Raw genomic sequence first — 18,956 nt, 5'->3', positions numbered from 1 at the left:
TCCGATATTGCTTTGTCCGGCATAGCATTATGACTTTTAACCACATAACGTATACAGAACCGCATGACGCACAAAGCAGTACCAATGAATAAAAGCGAATAAAATGATAAACAGTGCCGACCGTAACGACTTGCATCGCCCTACTACATCAGCGCTGATAAAAAAGGCCTTTACGTGAAAGGCCATTACTTTGAAGTTATCTTATATCGTTATTTATTCAGCAGCGCATCTCGCCCTGCCTACCTGCCCAGCCGCTTAGCTTACATCGTTGAGAGGTAATCGCGCATTGGCTCAGAGCGTAGCGGTGCTCCATTGGCGACATAATAATCTGCCGTAGAACGAGGCAGTTGTACGCCTTTCATTTTATCAACGATTTTTTCGGCCAGCATAATGGTGGTGGCATTGAGATTGCCGCTAATAATATTTGGCATAATAGACGCATCAACGACTCGCAAACCATCGATACCATGTACCAGCCCTTCACCATTGACGACCGAATCGTTATCTTCTCCCATCGCACACGTACACGACGGATGATATGCCGTCTCGCCATGCTCACGCACATAGTCATCTAACTGCTGATCGGTGACCAAGTCTTCGGTGGGTGAGATGGCAGCACCGCGATAAGGGTCCAGCGCAGGTTGATGCATGATCTCACGCGTGATACGCATCGCCGCGCGGAACTCCTGCCAATCCTGATCATGTGACATATAGTTAAATAAAATACTTGGATGCGCACTTGGGTCTTTTGACGTCAGCTTGACGCGACCACGACTTGGTGAGCGCAATGAACCGACATGGGCTTGAAAACTGTGTGAATCACTGGCGCTACGGCCATCGTAACGCACGGCAAGTGGCAAGAAATGATACTGAATATTTGGGTGAGTGAATTTCTCATCTGTACGGATAAAGCCGCCACCTTCAAACTGGTTGGAAGCCCCAAGGCCTGTACCATTGAATAACCACTCCGCACCAATGGCAGGTTTATTCCACCATTTATTGGCAGGCGCAATCGACACTGGCAGCTTACATTCGTACTGCATATACAGCTCTAAATGATCCTGCAAGTTATTGCCCACACCCGGTAAATCTAGTATTTCCGTCACGCCAGTGTCTCTGAGCCATTGACCAGGGCCGATACCTGAGCGCTGCAATAGCTGCGGTGAGGCAATCGCACCAGAAGACACCACCACTTCACGAGATGCGTAAAACTTTTTGGTTTGGCCTCCGTGCTCTACTTTGACACCGACGGCACGCTTGCCATCGAATAAGATCACATCGGTCAGCGCACCTGTCAAGATCGTGATATTGTCACGCGGCTTGGCGCGATCCAGATAGCCTCGAGCCGTTGAAGCGCGGCGACCATTAGGCGTCACAAAGCGATCCATCGGGCCAAAACCTTCTTGCTGATAGCCGTTTAAGTCTTCGGTGCGTGGATATCCTGCTTGTACGCCAGCTTCGATCATAGCTTGGAACAGAGGATTGACGCCTGGCTTTGAGGTAGTCATCTCAACAGGGCCGCCCGCACCGTGGTAGTCATTTTCGCCAACATCGCGGTTTTCTGACTTTTTAAAATACGGTAGGCAATCCAAATACGTCCAATCTTCCAGACCTTTTATTTTTGCCCAATCATCATAATCCAGCGCATTGCCGCGGATATAGCACATACCGTTGATAAGTGATGAGCCGCCAAGGCCTTTACCGCGACCACAGTCCATGACACGGTTGTTCATATATGGCTCAGGATCTGTCTTGTAGCCCCAGTTGTAGGTCGTGCCTTGTAGCGGCATCGCAAGCGCCGCTGGCATTTGGGTACGAAAATCCAATCGATAATCTGGACGACCGGCTTCTAGTAGCAGTACCTTAATATTGGCATCTTCGGTCAGACGCGTGGCCAGCACATTACCTGCTGACCCTGCACCAACAATAATATAATCGTACTCAGGGGTGGTTGATGTCATAACATGCTCCATAATATTGAAAAATATAAATCGGTTGGTAGCAGTAAGGTCAAATGCACAGCGTCATCAGGCCTAAACCGCCCTCGTTTTTCTCAATACCAATCATTAAAAGACCGATTCAAACGCACCCAACTCTACTTGGATAGATTTGGTTTGAGTATAATGCTCGAGCGCTTCAACCCCGTTTTCGCGGCCAATACCTGAGTGCTTATAGCCACCGACTGGCATCTGTGCCGCTGACTCACCCCACGTGTTCAACCAGCAGATACCCGCTTCGATCTGAGCGATGACGCGATGCGCGCGATTTAGATCCGCAGTCACAACTCCAGCCGCCAAACCATAATCGGTATCATTGGCGCGGCGGATGACTTCCTCTTCGGTCTCGTAGGTCAATATTGACATGACTGGACCAAAGATTTCCTCACGCACGATGGTCATATCGTCGCTGCAATCTGTAAATACGGTCGGTTCAACAAAGGCACCATTTGCCAGTGCATCTGTTGTGACGCGTGCGCCGCCCGTTAGTAGACGTGCGCCGCCCTCTTTGCCTTGCTCGATATAACTAAGTACTCTTTCCATATGCGGGAAGCTGACCAATGGACCCATGTTGATGTTCTCATCCACCGGATCACCCAACTTAATACGCTCAACACGCGTTAAAATGGCTTGCTCAAACTTTTCTTGCTGCGCTTTAGGGACAAACACTCGCGTGCCATTGGTACATACCTGACCGGTACTATAAAAATTCGCCATCATCGCGATGTCAGCCGCGGTGTCGATATCGGCATCATCAAATATGATCAACGGTGATTTACCACCAAGCTCTAACGTCACATCTTTTAAAGACGAGCTTGCCGCGCTCGACATAACCTTTTTACCCGTTGGTACACCACCAGTGAATGATACTTTGGCGATATCTGGATGATTAGTCAGTGCTTGGCCTACTTCGTAGTTGCCTTGTACAACATTGAATACACCATCTGGTAGTCCCGCCTCTGTCAAAATCTCAGCCAGTTTTAAAGCTGTCAACGGCGTGACTTCTGATGGCTTAAAGATCATCGCATTACCAGCAGCTAATGCAGGTGCTGCTTTCCACATAGCGATCTGAATAGGATAGTTCCATGCACCAATACCAGCGACCACGCCAAGTGGCTCGCGGCGAGTATAGACAAAGCTCGTATCACGCAGTGGAATCTGACGACCTTCGATCATTGGCGCAAGCCCTGCATAGTACTCGATGACATCAGCGCCAGTTACGATATCGACATACTTTGTCTCAGAGTAGGCTTTGCCCGTGTCTTTGGTCTCAAGTAATGCGAGCACATCGTTGCGCGCGCGTAATATCTCAACAGCTTTTGAGAGAATACGACCACGTTCAACAGTCGTCATCGCCGCCCAGATTTTTTGACCTTCATGAGCCGCTTTTACCGCTTCATCGATCTGCTCATTGCTCGTTTGCTGAATGGTTGCTAATACCTCACCAGTCGCTGGATTGATATCTTCAAAAGTGGCGAGCGTGTCATCTACCGCCAAGTAACGACCATTAATATAAGCGGTTTGCACTTTTTCTAAATCGATAATGTCTGTCAAATTGTTGATATCTGTCATAAATTCTCCTTAGGACGATGGGCAAAAGCCGCTATATAAAGGCTCTTACCATATAATGTCGTCATTATTTAATTTTGTGAATATAGTTTTCGTAGTTTTTCATTGGCTAAATGTTTGTTAGTTCGAACTTGTATCAAAGTCACGGTGCGTCATTTTTATCAACCGATCGTGTAATGACTGCTTGTCCGCTATATGAATGCCTGAAAAATCCGAGAGCCAAATCCCATCAGCCGTCAGACGAACCATGCTTAGTGTTTCAGTATCGTCAGTGGCTGCGTGTTTCTTTAGTTGAGCATTGGCCCATTTGGCCCACAACTCACGTAGCTCGCTATCGCCTAGCATCAATACATATAATGTTGCTTGATTATCGTATTCGGCTTGCGCTTTTTCGCCCAAGCTGATGGTGGCATCTATATAGGCACGGGTAAAAGAGCCATAACTCACAGGGTCACTCGCCATGGCGGCATCTACTTCTGCCTCAAATTTCGCCATCGCATCATTAAACACTTCAAGCACAAGGGCGTTTTTGGTTGCGAAATGATGCATCACGCCGCCCTTTGTTACGCCTACGGCATCAGCAACCGCCTGAAACGTTACCTTCGTCAGTCCTTGCTCAAGCGTTATTCGCGCTGCCTGATCAAGTAAGGCACGGCGAACCACTTCTGGCTGTTTTTTGCGCTTATGAGCATTTTCCACTTCTATATTCATATTAATGCACCACAGAGTTAGACAATAAATTCATCACAACAACACCGCCGACGATCATAGCGATGCCAACCACTGCTGCCGTATCTAGGTTTTGCTTGAATAGCACTAAGCCTGCGAGCGATGTCAGCACAATGCCCAACCCACCCCATAATGCATAGGCAATACCTAAAGGGATGACCTTGAGTGTCTGTGCCAATAAGTAAAATGAGAGCGCGTAAAGCGCACCCATCATCAGCGTCGGCCCCAAACGGGTAAACTGCTCTGACTTTACCAAAAAAGTCGTGCCAATCACCTCGCATACAATAGCGATCGTCAGATAACCGTAAGCAATCGTCGTAGGACTCATCGTTAGCACACCGCCTTTATCCAAGCATCTGATAATCAAGTATAGCAAAGAAACCATATGGTAGGTATTTTATAGCAATATTCTAGCAATGTGAAGGGCTGTCTTGCCTCTTTATTGTGTCAAACGGTATAGCGGTCGTCTTAATAGCAAGATATTGCTATTTTTATAGCTAGTTCGATCCGGTTAGGTTGGTGATCGTGTCAGCATTGCACCAATTATTCTTTTCAAAATCTGATGTTTTCTATAAATGTATATATCGATTAGAGCAAATAAGTAAATTTGCATTCTTATTGGGTGAATAAAGGTGCTGAAATGCCCTATCTAGCAAGGGATGAACGCCTATTTCTACTAATTGCGACAATATTTATAATTAATCGCATAATAAGGTTGACAGCCTCTAACGACTTGGCTAAAATGTGCCCCACATAACGCAAACAAGCCAAGTAATTACTGCTTTATAAAGCTTTAAACACTTGCAGTTATGACAGCTTATTCTCCAATAGCTCAGTTGGTAGAGCAACGGACTGTTAATCCGTGTGTCCCTGGTTCGAGCCCAGGTTGGAGAGCCATATACTAAAAACCTTCATCACTATTTGATGAAGGTTTTTTTATTGTTGCCGTTTTCGCATTTGTCTATAATAATATTCGCATGGCGGCTGTGTTCTTTTAGGCATTTTTGTTGTATGGTAAGATGAGTTCTGATTGTGTTCGTTTTTGTTTGAGTGTTTTCCTCCTACTCACTAAAAATAATGGTTTATTATGATACCTGTACGTGTAAAAAATAAGTTTTCTGATCATCCGCAAAAAATCATGCGCCCGATCAGCATTCGTTTGTCTGAAGAAATGATTGGCCTATTGGAAGCGACAACGTCAGAATTGGGCTTTAAGCGCATTCAAGGTCTTATTCGCCTTTATATTCGTCAAGGCTTAGATCGTGACCATCAAGATTACACGCTCGCTCATGACGAAGTATTTATCGAAACGCTACGCAAGCGCGGCGTCAGTCAGCGTATTATCGATGAGGCGATTGTAGTAACCCACAACAACAACATCTCTCACTCTTTATCTGAGTTGCAAGACAACGATCAATAACCAATGTTGAACGTGACAAACTAGAAGTCATTATGCGGCCAGATATTAGCCGATAACGACTCTTACAAAAAAGACCAAGTTTGCTAGCGCAAGCTTGGTCTTTTTTTGTGGCTGTTATCCAGAGCTATTATCCAGAATAAAGCTTTATTAAAACTTTTAATCGTTATACATTTTTTTCATACTTAACGGCACTGATTTTTTGACACTATCGTCAGTTTGCTACGGTAGTTAGCCATAATTAAACAAAACCTCTCCCCAAACGAGGTATATTAAGAATAATAGTCGCGATTGTTCGTCAGGTTTTACCATAATAAAAATGTATAAGGAGGTGTACGATGATGAGTTTACAAAATCGTTTTAATAAGACTTTGTGTTTGAGCATTACGGTAGCGATGCTAGCGATTGCACCTGGCTGCTCATCACCACAAACTGACCCCAGCAAAACAACCATACCGACTGATTCTGACCAGTGGCAAAAAAAGCTAGGGCAAACTTTTGAGCAATTACCTGCGGCCGATCAGCAAGTGCTGAGCCGATATATGCTACGAATGAAACTCAGCGAGGCTTATGAATCAGGCGCCATGCCGCGTACCACGATTGAGCAAGCCCTCATACAACAGCGTGAGTACGAGCGTTTGCATCCCAATAATCCAACGGGTAAAAAAAGCCCTATCGTGACTGGTCAGGCGGCAAATGCGACAGCACAGAAATACCCTATCGCCCTATTACCAATTAAGACCAGTGACAGCGATAGCTTAAACCAAGTCAAAATGCAGTTCATGCTATCTAATCATGGCGATGTCGCCATACAAAGCTTCAAAGGCGTGCTGAGCATGAAAGATGCCAACCTTACACAAGGTAAAAGCTTCAATGTTCCATTGATACAATTCGATCCAGCTATCGAGCCAGAACAATCTGGCAAAATCATTATTGAGAGTAGTATTGAGGACATCAATGTCATGCGTGCGATCAAAAACCCCAATGGCATGACAATCGAGATTGAGGAAGGCAAACTGATATTAGCAGATGATCAAACCATTGAGTTTGGCAGCTCACTGGCAAAATAGCCGTACAACGTACTATTTAAGATTTTGTAGAGCATTTGATTCAGTCTTTCTTTATATTCAGTATTTTTTATATATAACAGCCCCATAAAAAAAGCCCCAATCATTGCTGATTGGGGCTTTTCGAATTTGGCGGAGACGGAGAGATTCGAACTCTCGAAGGGCTATTAACCCTTGTCGGTTTTCAAGACCGGTGCATTCAACCGCTCTGCCACGTCTCCATTGGTGCATCATTATATAGATATCATTTTATAATGCAAGCCCCTAATCTAAAAAAACTCAATTAATTTTAAAATACTTTTAAATTATGCATTATCGCTTGCTGTATGCCAGATGTAAGCACATATCGAGCAGCCTGTTGGCATACCCCCATTCGTTATCATACCAAGCAAAGACCTTGTACTGCTCGCCTACTTGCATCAGCTGCTGACCATCAATGATCAATGATTCGGTCTGATGAATAAAATCACTAGAGACCAAAGGCTCATCGGTATAGGCCATGATGTCATGTAGGTGCGCCTGACTAGCAGATTTGAGTACTTCACGGATAGCCTCGACACTGACGTCTGGCGTATCAAATACAAAAGTAACATCGATTGCTGCCACATCAATGGTGGGCACGCGTATCGAATGTCCATTTATCTTACCCACCATGGCTGGTAGGACACGCTCGGTGGCAGCGATACTACTAGAGGTCGTTGGGATAATATTATAGCCAGAAGCACGCGCTCGTCTTGGGTCTCGATGCGCCTGATCGAGCACGGTCTGATCAGCAGTAACCGCATGAATCTCTGTCATCATGGCAGATTTCACACCAAACGCTTTATCAAGCGTATCAATCAGCGGCACCAATGCCTGCGTGGTACAAGAGACACTAGAGATAATCGGTAGATCAAGCGTGAGTGCATCGGTATTCACACCCATAACGATACAAGCGTCCACGTCATCGAATGGCGCTGCACCAATGATTACTTGCTGTGCGCCAGCCTCAATATGTAGCGTAGCTTGCTCATACGAGCGAAAATGCCCAGTACACTCCAGCACCACATCGACGCCTAGCGACTGCCAAGGTAAGTTTTGTGGATTGGGCTCTGATAGCATATTGATGCAATACGTCAGATTATTTTTGGTTAGACAAAGCTGAGTTCTATTATCCTCATCTGCTCCGCTTTCTACAATCTCGGCATTGACGCCTAACCGACTCAGGCGACCATGCGTGCTATCAAACTTTAATAAATGCAGCAAAATATCCGCTGGCGCCAAATCATTGATGGCGACCACATGAATGGCACGTCCTAACACCTCAAAGCGCTCTAGCAAGGCACGCAGTACATTGCGCCCTATACGACCGAAGCCATTGATAGCGACTCTCAGTGGCTGTGAGTGTTCGCCAGTGGTACGATACGTCGCCGCGATCGGGTCAGAGGTCAATTGATAAGTGGCGCTAGAAAAATCAGGCATAAAAGATATCGCTATAAAGGGATATAAAGAATGAGCGTTGTCGCTTTAGACACGCTCTAATAGTTGGTTCAATATTAGTTTTTCAAAAAAGTCTACAGAGTCATAACAAACTATCTTGTCATAAAAAATTACGGCGTGATAAAAATCAATGCTAAACGAATGGTGTTGTAATCGATGCTTTGTTTGAGATGATCAAATATCGGACGCAGTTTGATACTACCATCATCATTAAAATCGTTTGGATTATTAGCGACTTTGATGGCGACATAAGCGTTGCCAACCGCTGTCATTACCTCATCCTCTGGACGTAGATGATCGCAGGCAAGGCTTGGGTCTTGCGATTTTAGCTCGCCGATGTGGCGCATGATGGTGGACTGTGATAACTGACGCGCTTGCGAGATTTCCGCTATGGTCAAACTTTCTTCCAATAACACTCTGGTTGCACGCAAGGTACTTTCTGACTTATCAGAAACCTGATTACCCAGTTTTTGTTTCTTATCGATTTGCGCTTGCTGCTGCTCACGGCGCTTTTTTTGCAGTGCGGCATAGGCATCAATCACAGATTTACTCAGTGTACCACCTGACTTTAGGACAAACTTCTTATGAGCCTGCTGCATGCTTTCTTCATCGAGCATCGCATAGTTGGCATCGGCTTCGTCAGACAGTACCAAAAAACGCTTGTCTGCGCCGCGTGCCAGCGGATCGAGTTGCAAGCTCATGTCATTCATACCCAGTAGCTGCAATCCTGCCAGTGATTTGAGGCGCGATAAGGCCACGTAGCCTTGCCCCAACTCAAAGGTACGCGACAAGTCGATTTCAGCCGCGTCGAGGGTCATGCCTTGCGATTTATGAATGGTAATCGCCCATGCTAGACAGAGCGGTACTTGTAAATAGCTTGCCAGCACGTCACCCGTCTCATCTTCGATGATCCATTCTTCAGGCTCAGCAATGACTTCACGTCCTGAGTTTAGCCTGACCACAGGCATTTTTTGTGTCGTTGTTTTTTTTGCTTTTGACTGCTCGGCTTCTTTTTTGGCAGCACTTTTTTTGCCCTTGGTCGTCTTTTTATCAGTGGTTTCGTCAGTATCCTCACTGTCACTACTGCTATCATCTTCAATTAACGCATCACTACTGTCTTTACTGTCATCTATCTTGACCGCAGCAAAACCAATCAGCTCACCCATCGTCCCGTTAGACACGCCAAGCTCGGCATTGTTTTTGATAAACATCACCTTTGCACCCACTTTGAGAATCAGCTCGTCTTGGGTACGTACGGTCTTTTTTAAGGTCTCAACCAGCTTACTGTCACCCGTGGTGGTCGCCTCAAAGCGCATCATCTCACCGTCTAGCAATGCCAACTCCTTGTCATTGATTTTATTGACATTGAGATTGTGTGTATAGAGACGAGTGCGTTTGATATCGACGCTTTGATCGTACGTATTTTCTAAGGCGGCAATCGCCTCAAAGGTCACTTCCTGCCGACGGATTTGATTGAGAATATCATCTAAGTCCAAACCGCCATTTGCCGCTTCACTGACTTGACGATGCTGCTCTGATAGATAGCAAATATGAAACTTGGCATCGAGCCATGCCTCAGACATAAAGGCAAACTTTTCACGATTGGTCTCCCCTTTACTACCAATCGGCGGTAACTGAAAAAAGTCTCCTGCGACCACGACTTGGATGCCGCCAAATGCTTTGTCGTTTTTGCGAATATGCTTGAGTACTTGATTGACCAAGTTAAGCTGTTTGGCATGCAGCATTGATATCTCATCGATGACCAGTACTGCCGTGTCTTTTAATCTGTCTGCCAAGAACTGTTTGCGTGACAAATTAGTCAAATCTCGGTCGCTCAGCTCATCTTTGATACCGATACCTGACCAACTGTGAATCGTCGTACCATTCATATGTGTGGCGGCAATACCAGTACTGGCCGTCACTGCCACCGGCACACGGCGAGCGCGTAAATAATCGATGTATTGATTGAGGGTATAAGTCTTACCTGAGCCTGCCGAGCCAGTCAAAAAGACGTTTTGACCTGTTTTTAAGATATCAAGAGCAGAAGATTGACGCATAGATCCAAACCAACCAATATTATGAAAAAGAAATAGTATAAAAAAGAAAGCCACCATGATTAGGCAATAACCACAGTAAGCCAAAGTAGATGTCCACAATTATAACAGCTGCACTCACTTTGCGGACCATTTTAACTGACCTGCACTATATAACTTAAAGTTATGTGATACAAAATATATCATTATAAAAAGTCATTATCGTTCTGCCCAAAAGCTCAGTACGATAGAGGAATAATTGGTTCAGGAAGACCAAGGATTCATTTTTAAATGGCTGTCTATAAATAGCCATATTTTAAATAATCATCATACACAACAAGGAGTGGTTAATGTTATACGCTTATCCCAATACTGAAAACAGTCCCGTCCAATTCCGCGAAAAATACGATAATTTTATCAATGGTGAGTGGACCCCTCCTGTCGATGGCGAGTACTTTGACAACCCAAGTCCAATCGATGGTAAAACTATTTGCCAAGTTGCCCGTTCAAAAGAAGCCGATATCGAAAAAGCCCTAGATGCCGCGCATGCTGCCAAAGACGCTTGGGGCAAAACCAGCGTTGCTGAACGTGCCAATTTGTTATTAAAAATCGCAGATAGCATGGAAGCCAACCTAGAAGCCATCGCCATTGCTGAATGCTATGAAAACGGTAAGCCAGTGCGCGAAACCTTAATGGCAGATATTCCACTCGCTATCGATCAATTCCGTTATTTTGCCAGTGCCATTCGCGCGCAGGAAGGCGGCATTAGCCAAATCGATGAAGACACGGTTGCTTATCATTTCCATGAGCCGCTCGGCGTCGTGGGTCAGATCATTCCATGGAACTTTCCTATCCTAATGGCGGTATGGAAGATTGCCCCTGCACTAGCCGCGGGTAACTGTATCGTCATGAAGCCTGCTGAGCAAACCCCAGCTTCCGTTCTATATATGTTAGAGACCATCGGTATTGCTGACATCTTGCCTAAAGGCGTGCTAAACATCGTCAATGGCTTTGGGGTCGAAGCGGGTAAACCACTCGCCTCAAACCCTCGTATCAATAAAGTCGCCTTCACTGGTGAGACCACGACTGGTCGCCTCATCATGCAGTACGCGAGCGAAAACATTATTCCAGTGACGCTAGAGCTTGGTGGCAAAAGCCCTAACATCTTCTTTGCTGATGTCATGGATGAAGACGATGACTTCTTGGACAAAGCGGTCGAAGGTCTAGTCATGTTCGCGCTCAACCAAGGCGAAGTCTGTACTTGCCCATCACGTGCGCTTGTACATGAGAGCATCTATGATGAATTTATCAAACGCTGTATCGCTCGTGTCGAAGCCATCAAAATGGGCAATCCATTAGACACTGATACTATGATTGGCGCGCAAGCCAGCTCAGATCAGTTAGAGAAGATTTTATCTTATCTCGATATCGGCAAAAAAGAAGGTGCGAAAGTCCTAGTCGGTGGCGAGCAAGCCAAACATGACGGCGACTTAGCAGACGGTTACTACGTCAAGCCGACTATTTTTGAAGGCACCAATGATATGCGCGTGTTCCAAGAAGAAATCTTTGGACCTGTGCTCGCGGTTACTACTTTTAAAGACGACGACGAAGCCATGCAAATTGCCAATGACACGTTATATGGTCTAGGCGCTGGCGTGTGGACACGTAGCGTACATAAGGCATATCGCTTCGGCCGTGGCATCCAAGCAGGCCGCGTATGGACCAACTGCTACCATCTCTATCCATCACATGCGGCGTTCGGTGGCTACAAGCAATCCGGTATTGGCCGCGAAAACCATCTAATGATGCTCGATCATTATCAACAAACCAAAAACATGCTGGTTTCGTACAGTCCTAAAAAAATGGGTTTCTTCTAATCTAATCTGCGAAAAGATGACAGTAGATAGAAAACAAATGCAATCTGTCGCAGGATAGGTTGCATTTTTGCTTTAAAGCCCATTAGAGACAGTTCGAGCTACAGCTCGAAGTTCAGTCACTATATGGTTTTTAATCATCGTATGATTTTTAGCGATAGTTTTTGGCTATTGCAAGTGTAAGTAGCTAAGGAGTTGATGATGAAAATTATGGCAACAGAGTCCTGTAAGGCGCTCATTGAGCTATTGAAATCGAAGCATGGTGATTTGATGTTTCATCAATCAGGCGGCTGCTGTGATGGCAGCTCGCCCATGTGCTATCCATTAGGAGAGTTCAAAGTGGGTGGTCAGGATGTGCTGGTTGGTGAGCTTGCTGGCTGTCCATTTTATATGGGACGCGCACAATACAATCTATGGCAGCATACCGATTTGACCATTGATGTCGTCAAAGGACGCGGCGCTAGCTTTTCGCTAGAGATACCTGAAGGTAAGCGCTTTATCGTTCGCTCAGAAGTGTGTTCAGTATCAGATGATATATCATAAATTCCAAACGATAAGCTGAGTATCAACATACCGGCTTACCTTCCTATACTCGTGTAAACCTGTACTGATATAAATAGATACCGCGGAGTCATTTATATTTTATTATTTCTACAAAATAATGGATAAGGTAAAGTTTAAACTATTTTGATTAGCATGGACGCTATAAGGAATATGACATGGAATCTGACACACTATTTGATTACGTCATCGTCGGCGGTGGGTCTGCAGGTTGTGTACTCGCGAGCCGCCTCACCGAAAACCCAAACATCAGCGTTTGCCTATTAGAATATGGCGGTGATGGCAAAGATCTGGCGGTACGTGTACCTGCTGGATTGATTTTGATGGTTCCTGGCAAGCCGCTCAAATTGAACAACTGGTGCTTTCACACTACGCCTCAGACGCATCTCAATAACCGTCGCGGTTTTCAGCCACGCGGGCAATGCTTGGGCGGCTCCTCTGCCATCAATGCCATGGTGTATACGCGGGGCAGTAAGCTAGATTATGAGCGCTGGGTGGAACAAGGCTGTACCGGCTGGGGATTTGATGATGTGCTGCCTTACTTTATCAAAGCCGAAAACAATATTCACGGTAGTGATGAATTACATGGTGATAGTGGACCACTACATGTCAGCGATTTACTCAGTCCACGAGACATCTCAAAAGCCTTTGTAGAAGCGGCCGTCGCCAATGGTCTCGACCATAACACCGATTTCAATAGCGAAAAGCAAGACGGTGCAGGCTTATATCAAGTTACCCACTTTCATGGTGAAAAACAAGGCCAACGCTGCTCTGCTGCTGCGGCTTACTTGCACCCTGTGCAAAACCGTCCGAATCTCACCGTGATTACCCATGCGCAAGCCAACCGCGTCATTATCGAAGACCATCAAGCCACTGGTGTCATCTACGAAAAAGATGGTGTGAAGCATACCGTTCAGGCGCGTCATGAGGTCCTATTATCAGGGGGTGCATTTGGCTCGCCCAAAGTCCTGATGCTGTCTGGTATCGGTCCGGCTGAGCATCTAAAGTCGCATGGCATTGATGTCGTGGTAGACGCACCTGACGTCGGTGGCAATCTACAAGATCATTTGGATGTCGTCTTTGATTACGAGGTCAATACCACTGATGTCATCGGCATCGGTCTGGCAGCGATGGCCACATTGCCTAAAAGCATTCGGCAGTGGAGAAAAGATGGTACAGGGATACTATCTACCAATTATGCAGAAGCGGGTGCCTTCTTTAGTGTGGGTGACGCGCCAAAAGAGTGGCCAAATACCCAGTTGCATTTCGTCATCTCGCGCGTGATAGAGCATGGTCGCGATTTGAGACGTGGCTATGCCATTTCTTGCCACAGCTGCTACCTGCGTCCTGAGAGCCGCGGCACCGTGAGACTAGGCTCAGCTGATCCTTCTGACGCCGTACTGATTGATCCCAACTACCTCTCACATCCAAAAGACGTCGAGCATATGGTGGCAGGTGCCGAGCGTACTCGCGCTATTATGCAAGAGTCCGCACTCGCCAAGTACATCACCGAAGACTACCCCGCTCCTTATATCGAAAAAGACGGCATGCTCGGTTATATCCGCAATAAGTCAGACACTATTTACCACCCCGTAGGCACTTGCCGTATGGGTGCAGATGATAGGTCAGTGGTTGATTTGGAACTAAAAGTACGCGGTGTGAGTGGATTACGGGTTATTGACGCTTCAATCATGCCGACACTCATTAGTGCCAATACCAATGCGCCAACCATCATGATTGCTGAAAAACTGGCTGATTTAATAAAAACAAATCATAGCAGCACCTAATAACCACAGCATCTAATAGCTACCGCACCAAATAGTCAGCAGCTGCTCAATAATCCACTGATTTTTACAAATTATTGCCATTTATACGCTTGTCTATCATCACAACAATAAAAATATTTGTATCCGAACAGTAACTAATTTATTCATATATATTTATATTAATAACTTTTTATTATGAATTTTACTGTCGGAATTCGTAAAAGTTACCTTTTTTGGTTGTATTAGCTCTCTAAAATAATAGAAATCGTCTTTTTTATTAAATTATTTCAAAGATTTCTTGCATTATCGCTATTTATGAGAGTATATTCAAACGACTTATTTATAACGATATGTTCTACATTATATAAATTAAATCTTTCTCAACTTTATATATGTATCTTTTTGTAAAGAAAATATCTTCAAAATAAATATACCAAAAGCAGTTGAAAGTTTGCTAATTCCTCAGACAGGCATAGCAATTTATAAGCAACTACCTATCATTACATGGGACGTAATAATGCAAAAATCACTCTTTAAACTTACGATGTTGGCCACACTTATCTTGGGTGTAAGCGCCTGTAGCGGTGACAACAAAACCACTGATGAATCTGCTGTCAGCTCAGATGCAAAAGCCGCCAAGACCTTGCTTTATTGTTCAGAAGGTAGCCCTGCTGGTTTCGATCCAGCACAGTACACCGCAGGTACAGATTTTGATGCCAGCGCCTACCCTATTTATAACGGCTTGGTACAATTTAAAAGAGACGGTACTGAGATTCAGCCAGGACTCGCTGAAAGCTGGGATATTAGCGAAGATGGCAAGACTTACACCTTTAATCTACGTAAAGGCGTCAAGTTCGGTAAAACAGATTATTTCACACCAAGCCGCGATTTTAACGCAGACGACCTTATTTTTACCCTAGAACGTCTCACCAACCCAGACTATGAATTCAACAAAGCCTATCCCGCTGAGTTCCCATATTCAGTTGGCATGGGACTGCCTGATATTATTTCTAACATTGAAAAAGTTGACGATTACACGGTAAAAGTCACTCTAAGCGAGACCAACGCACCATTTTTACAGAACTTAGCGATGCCATTTGCTTATATCAATTCTGCTGAATATGCAGACAAATTGATGGCTTCGGGTAATGCCGCTGACCTTAATACCAAACCAGTTGGTACTGGTCCTTTCGTCTTCACTTCTTATCAAAAAGACGCGCAAATTCGTTATACCAAAAACCCAGACTATTGGGACAAAGATAATATCTACATCGATAACCTCGTGTTTGTTATCACCAAAGATTCAGCGGTTCGCGCGCAGAAAGTTCAAGCGGGCGAATGCCATGTATCGGCATATCCAAAACCTGCCGAAATTGAATCGGTCAAAAAATCTGGTAAAGCCACCGTTCTTGATCAACCAGGCTTCAACGTCGGCTATGTGGGCTACAACGTCGAAAAACCGAAGCTTAGTGATCTTAAAGTTCGTCAAGCATTAGATATGGCGATTAATAAAGACGCGATTATCAATGCGGTTTATCAAAGCGAAGGTCTCAAAGCGACCAACCCGATGCCACCAACGCAGTGGGGTTACGACGAATCGCTTAAAGATGCGCCTTATGATGTCGAAAAAGCAAAAGCGCTGATCAAAGAAGCAGGTGCTGATAACATGAGCATCGACCTGTGGTATATGCCTGTCCAACGTCCGTACAACCCCAATGCCAAGCTAATGGCTGAAATGCTGCAAGCAGATTGGGCGAAGATTGGCGTTAATACCAAGCTGGTAACCTATGAGTGGGGCGAGTATCTAAAACGCGCTGCTAAAGGTGAGCCTGATGTGATCTTGGCAGGTTGGACTGGCGACAATGGTGATCCAGATAACTGGCTAGGCTCATTATTATCTTGTGACGCCGTCGGTGGTAACAACTACTCACGCTGGTGTAATAAAGACTTTGATAATTTAGTCATGAAGGCGCGTCAGGTAACCAATCAAGATGAGCGCGTGGATGACTACGTACAAGCTCAGCAAATATTCAAAGAGCAACTGCCTTGGACGACAATGGCGCACTCGGTAGTCACCGTATTCACTGCACCAAACGTTGTGGATTTCAAAATCAGTCCGCTTGGTGCTGTACGCTTCGATGGCGTGAAGGTCGAATAGCCTTAGCTAATTAAGTCCGGTACGACATGCACTATTATTTAATTTGTATTCGGCTGGCTCAGAATCTCTGTTCCAGCCGTATTTATATGCGTTAAATACTTTTCATTTTAGTGCTTATCATTTAAGTATTTGTCATTTAAGTACCTTCCACTCAAGTGCCTTATGACTTAAATGCATGGTCACGGACGACTTCATTCATTGCTACCACTCCACTCATTGAATCAAAACTACTGAGCAGCCCATGCTACTTTATATTCTGCGCCGTATTGCCATTCTCATTCCTGTCTATCTTGGCCTCACGCTATCAACCTTTACGTTGATTCGTCTCGTACCGGGCGATGCTGTCGAGATCATGATGGGTGAGCGTATGGTCGATCCAGAGCTACATGCCCGCGCCTTAGAAAGGCTTGGATTAGATAAACCACTCGTTGTCCAATACTGGGACTATTTGACGGGTATATTGACTGGTGACTTTGGTCAGTCTTTCCGTACTCGTTCTCCTGTATTACAAGACTTTTTTGCTCACTTCGTACCAACCTTAGAGTTGGCGTTGTGCGCGATTGTCATTGCTAGTGTCATTGGTGTGAGCTTAGGTATTTTTGCCGCCTTACGCCGTGGTACTTGGATTGACTATACCCTGATGTCAGGAGCACTGGCAGGATACTCGATGCCGATCTATCTATTGGGACCTATCCTAACGGGTATATTCGCTCACTATCTTGGCCTTTTACCCGTTGCTGGGGTAATTTCTGTCGCACAGTTCTTAGACGTCCAACCACTATACGGTTCATGGTTACTCGGCTCTCTCACCTCAGGAGAACCTGGCGCATTCTGGAATGTGGTCAAACACTTTATCTTGCCTTCAATTGCCTTATCGACTATTCCGCTCGCCATGATCGCGCGGATGACACGCTCTGCGATGTTAGAGGTGTTGGATGAAGACTATGTGCGTACGGCTCGAGCCAAAGGCTTATCACCACGCCGCGTGATAATGATACACGTGATGCGTAATGCGTTGATTACCGTGGTCACTGTGGTTGGCTTACAAATGGCGACGCTGCTTGCGGGCGCGATTATCACTGAGACTATCTTTAGCTGGCCGGGCGTTGGTAATTGGCTCCTCGATGGCTTTTTCACTCGTGATTACCCCATTGTGCAAAACGGTATCTTGTTGGTCGCCACTGCCTTGATTTTGGTCAGTTTATTTATTGATATTTTGTATGGTCTGATCAATCCACGTATTCGACATACTTCTTAATGTCACATTGATAAATACTCATATTATAAATAGTGATGATTGGCGCTGAAGTGATGTTTTAGCAATGCTTAGTACTTTTTTAGGAACAAAATTCTAAAAACTGTCACTGCGCTAGCCACTATAGGAACTGCTCATGAAGCCTTCTGTTCTCCCCTCTGATGTCAATCTCATGGCCGCTACACCGCCATCATCTTGGCAGCTATTTTTATCGACGTTTTGTCGCAATAAAGGCGCGGTACTTGGTTTTATTGTATTGGCATTGATGGTCATCATTGCCATACTCGCGCCCACTATTGCACCCCATGACCCTTATGAATTGTTTACCGGCCAAGAGCAGCTGCCGCCAGCCTTTTTAAGTGGTGGTGATGCGATGTTTTGGCTAGGCACTGATGATGCTGGACGAGATACCTTGTCTCGGGTGATGTATGGCGCGCGTTATTCTTTATTTATCGGTCTGAGCGCGACGACCCTTGCGATGCTAGTCGGTATTTCATTAGGACTTAGTGCCGCATTTTGGCCCAAGGTTTGGGGCAAAGCGGTCATGCTGGTCAATGATATTTTGATGTCTTATCCAAGCTTGCTTTTAGCCATCATAATTGCTGCTATCTTAGGCCCATCTATGACCAATACGATTATTACCATCGCTTTGGTCTGTACGCCGCCTTTTATTCGTCTGACTCGCGCCACCGCGATGGTAGAGTTGCAACGTGAGTACTTTATCGCTTCGCAAGTGATGGGTGCTGGCGTACTGCGCCTATTGTTTATCACTATTTTGCCCAACTGTATGGCACCGCTCATCGTACAGGCAACGATGATTTTTTCTTCTGCTATTTTAGAAGCGGGTGCGATTGGTTTCTTAGGGTTTGGTGTACAGCCACCTGATGCTGAATGGGGCGCGATGCTCGGTACGGCTCGTCAATACATTCAAAGCAATGTTTGGCTCGCTATTTGGCCAGGTGTCGCTATCTTCTTGGCTGCATTGTCGATTAACTTGACGGGTGATGGCCTGCGTGACGCGCTCGATCCCAAATTAAAGCAGGTGACCTAA

The 18,956-nt window shown here is 45.4% G+C and carries 14 protein-coding genes and 2 tRNA genes; 9 read left to right on the top strand and 7 right to left on the bottom strand.

The window, feature by feature from the left end; genetic code table 11:
- Nucleotides 1-260: 260 nt before the first annotated feature.
- The 4 genes from betA to QO189_RS06235 form a co-directional block, all read right to left on the bottom strand.
- Nucleotides 261-1,961: a choline dehydrogenase gene (gene betA / locus QO189_RS06250; RefSeq protein WP_371531995.1), complete on the bottom strand. Its 1,701-nt coding sequence runs from the start codon at nt 1,959-1,961 to the stop codon at nt 261-263.
- Between the two features lie 105 nt (nt 1,962-2,066).
- Nucleotides 2,067-3,569: a betaine-aldehyde dehydrogenase gene (gene betB, locus QO189_RS06245; protein ID WP_371531994.1), complete on the bottom strand. Its 1,503-nt coding sequence runs from the start codon at nt 3,567-3,569 to the stop codon at nt 2,067-2,069.
- Nucleotides 3,570-3,686: 117 nt separating this feature from the next.
- Nucleotides 3,687-4,277: a TetR/AcrR family transcriptional regulator gene (locus QO189_RS06240; RefSeq protein ID WP_227675741.1), complete on the bottom strand. Its 591-nt coding sequence runs from the start codon at nt 4,275-4,277 to the stop codon at nt 3,687-3,689.
- A 1-nt stretch (nt 4,278) separates the two neighbouring features.
- Nucleotides 4,279-4,623 carry a multidrug efflux SMR transporter gene (locus QO189_RS06235; protein WP_201599578.1) on the bottom strand — a complete coding sequence of 115 codons (345 nt, stop codon included), beginning with the start codon at nt 4,621-4,623 and terminating at the stop codon, nt 4,279-4,281.
- A 493-nt stretch (nt 4,624-5,116) separates the two neighbouring features.
- Between QO189_RS06235 and QO189_RS06230 the strand changes: the two genes are divergently transcribed.
- The 3 genes from QO189_RS06230 to QO189_RS06220 all read left to right on the top strand — a co-directional run bounded on the left by QO189_RS06230 (nt 5,117) and on the right by QO189_RS06220 (nt 6,782).
- A tRNA-Asn gene (locus QO189_RS06230) sits at nt 5,117-5,192 on the top strand.
- Nucleotides 5,193-5,382: 190 nt separating this feature from the next.
- Nucleotides 5,383-5,715, top strand: coding sequence for a CopG family transcriptional regulator (locus tag QO189_RS06225; RefSeq protein WP_201599496.1), 333 nt, complete (start codon nt 5,383-5,385; stop codon nt 5,713-5,715).
- A 335-nt stretch (nt 5,716-6,050) separates the two neighbouring features.
- The gene (locus QO189_RS06220; RefSeq protein ID WP_371531993.1) at nt 6,051-6,782 is read left to right on the top strand and encodes a hypothetical protein; all 732 of its coding nucleotides are present in this window, start codon (nt 6,051-6,053) and stop codon (nt 6,780-6,782) included.
- A 127-nt stretch (nt 6,783-6,909) separates the two neighbouring features.
- Here the strand turns inward: QO189_RS06220 and QO189_RS06215 are convergent.
- From QO189_RS06215 to QO189_RS06205, 3 genes are all read right to left on the bottom strand, one after another.
- A tRNA-Ser gene (locus QO189_RS06215) sits at nt 6,910-7,000 on the bottom strand.
- 91 nt (nt 7,001-7,091) lie between these two features.
- Nucleotides 7,092-8,240: a type I glyceraldehyde-3-phosphate dehydrogenase gene (locus tag QO189_RS06210; RefSeq protein ID WP_371531992.1), complete on the bottom strand. Its 1,149-nt coding sequence runs from the start codon at nt 8,238-8,240 to the stop codon at nt 7,092-7,094.
- Nucleotides 8,241-8,368: 128 nt separating this feature from the next.
- Complete coding sequence (locus QO189_RS06205) at nt 8,369-10,315, bottom strand: AAA family ATPase (protein WP_371531991.1); 1,947 nt, start codon at nt 10,313-10,315, stop codon at nt 8,369-8,371.
- 326 nt (nt 10,316-10,641) lie between these two features.
- Here QO189_RS06205 and QO189_RS06200 point away from each other — a divergent pair, with 326 nt between their 5' ends.
- From QO189_RS06200 to QO189_RS06175, 6 genes are all read left to right on the top strand, one after another.
- Complete coding sequence (locus QO189_RS06200; RefSeq protein WP_371531990.1) at nt 10,642-12,168, top strand: aldehyde dehydrogenase family protein; 1,527 nt, start codon at nt 10,642-10,644, stop codon at nt 12,166-12,168.
- Between the two features lie 198 nt (nt 12,169-12,366).
- The gene (locus QO189_RS06195) at nt 12,367-12,708 is read left to right on the top strand and encodes a DUF779 domain-containing protein (protein WP_371531989.1); all 342 of its coding nucleotides are present in this window, start codon (nt 12,367-12,369) and stop codon (nt 12,706-12,708) included.
- Nucleotides 12,709-12,884: 176 nt separating this feature from the next.
- Complete coding sequence (locus QO189_RS06190) at nt 12,885-14,513, top strand: GMC family oxidoreductase (protein ID WP_371531988.1); 1,629 nt, start codon at nt 12,885-12,887, stop codon at nt 14,511-14,513.
- 496 nt (nt 14,514-15,009) lie between these two features.
- The gene (locus tag QO189_RS06185; protein WP_371531987.1) at nt 15,010-16,650 is read left to right on the top strand and encodes an ABC transporter substrate-binding protein; all 1,641 of its coding nucleotides are present in this window, start codon (nt 15,010-15,012) and stop codon (nt 16,648-16,650) included.
- Between the two features lie 241 nt (nt 16,651-16,891).
- Nucleotides 16,892-17,908, top strand: coding sequence for an ABC transporter permease (locus tag QO189_RS06180; protein WP_114700462.1), 1,017 nt, complete (start codon nt 16,892-16,894; stop codon nt 17,906-17,908).
- Between the two features lie 133 nt (nt 17,909-18,041).
- On the top strand, nt 18,042-18,956 hold the full coding sequence (locus QO189_RS06175; protein WP_114700463.1) for an ABC transporter permease: 915 nt from the start codon (nt 18,042-18,044) through the stop codon (nt 18,954-18,956).

Source organism: Psychrobacter sp. Arc29, assembly GCF_041431175.1.
Taxonomy (GTDB): Bacteria; Pseudomonadota; Gammaproteobacteria; order Pseudomonadales; family Moraxellaceae; genus Psychrobacter.
Note: the sequence above shows the minus strand (reverse complement) of the source record. Positions and strands in the feature narration are given on the sequence as shown.

Bases quoted from the DNA above. Each gene is read 5' to 3' on its own strand.
- QO189_RS06220 (WP_371531993.1), top strand. From the start codon at position 6,051: ATGATGAGTTTACAAAATCGTTTTAATAAGACTTTGTGTTTGAGCATT.
- QO189_RS06210 (WP_371531992.1), bottom strand. From the start codon at position 8,240: ATGCCTGATTTTTCTAGCGCCACTTATCAATTGACCTCTGACCCGATC.
- QO189_RS06225 (WP_201599496.1), top strand. From the start codon at position 5,383: ATGATACCTGTACGTGTAAAAAATAAGTTTTCTGATCATCCGCAAAAA.
- QO189_RS06205 (WP_371531991.1), bottom strand. From the start codon at position 10,315: ATGCGTCAATCTTCTGCTCTTGATATCTTAAAAACAGGTCAAAACGTC.
- betB (WP_371531994.1), bottom strand. From the start codon at position 3,569: ATGACAGATATCAACAATTTGACAGACATTATCGATTTAGAAAAAGTG.
- QO189_RS06195 (WP_371531989.1), top strand. From the start codon at position 12,367: ATGAAAATTATGGCAACAGAGTCCTGTAAGGCGCTCATTGAGCTATTG.
- QO189_RS06180 (WP_114700462.1), top strand. From the start codon at position 16,892: ATGCTACTTTATATTCTGCGCCGTATTGCCATTCTCATTCCTGTCTAT.
- QO189_RS06240 (WP_227675741.1), bottom strand. From the start codon at position 4,277: ATGAATATAGAAGTGGAAAATGCTCATAAGCGCAAAAAACAGCCAGAA.
- QO189_RS06175 (WP_114700463.1), top strand. From the start codon at position 18,042: ATGAAGCCTTCTGTTCTCCCCTCTGATGTCAATCTCATGGCCGCTACA.
- QO189_RS06190 (WP_371531988.1), top strand. From the start codon at position 12,885: ATGGAATCTGACACACTATTTGATTACGTCATCGTCGGCGGTGGGTCT.
- QO189_RS06235 (WP_201599578.1), bottom strand. From the start codon at position 4,623: ATGAGTCCTACGACGATTGCTTACGGTTATCTGACGATCGCTATTGTA.
- QO189_RS06200 (WP_371531990.1), top strand. From the start codon at position 10,642: ATGTTATACGCTTATCCCAATACTGAAAACAGTCCCGTCCAATTCCGC.
- QO189_RS06185 (WP_371531987.1), top strand. From the start codon at position 15,010: ATGCAAAAATCACTCTTTAAACTTACGATGTTGGCCACACTTATCTTG.
- betA (WP_371531995.1), bottom strand. From the start codon at position 1,961: ATGACATCAACCACCCCTGAGTACGATTATATTATTGTTGGTGCAGGG.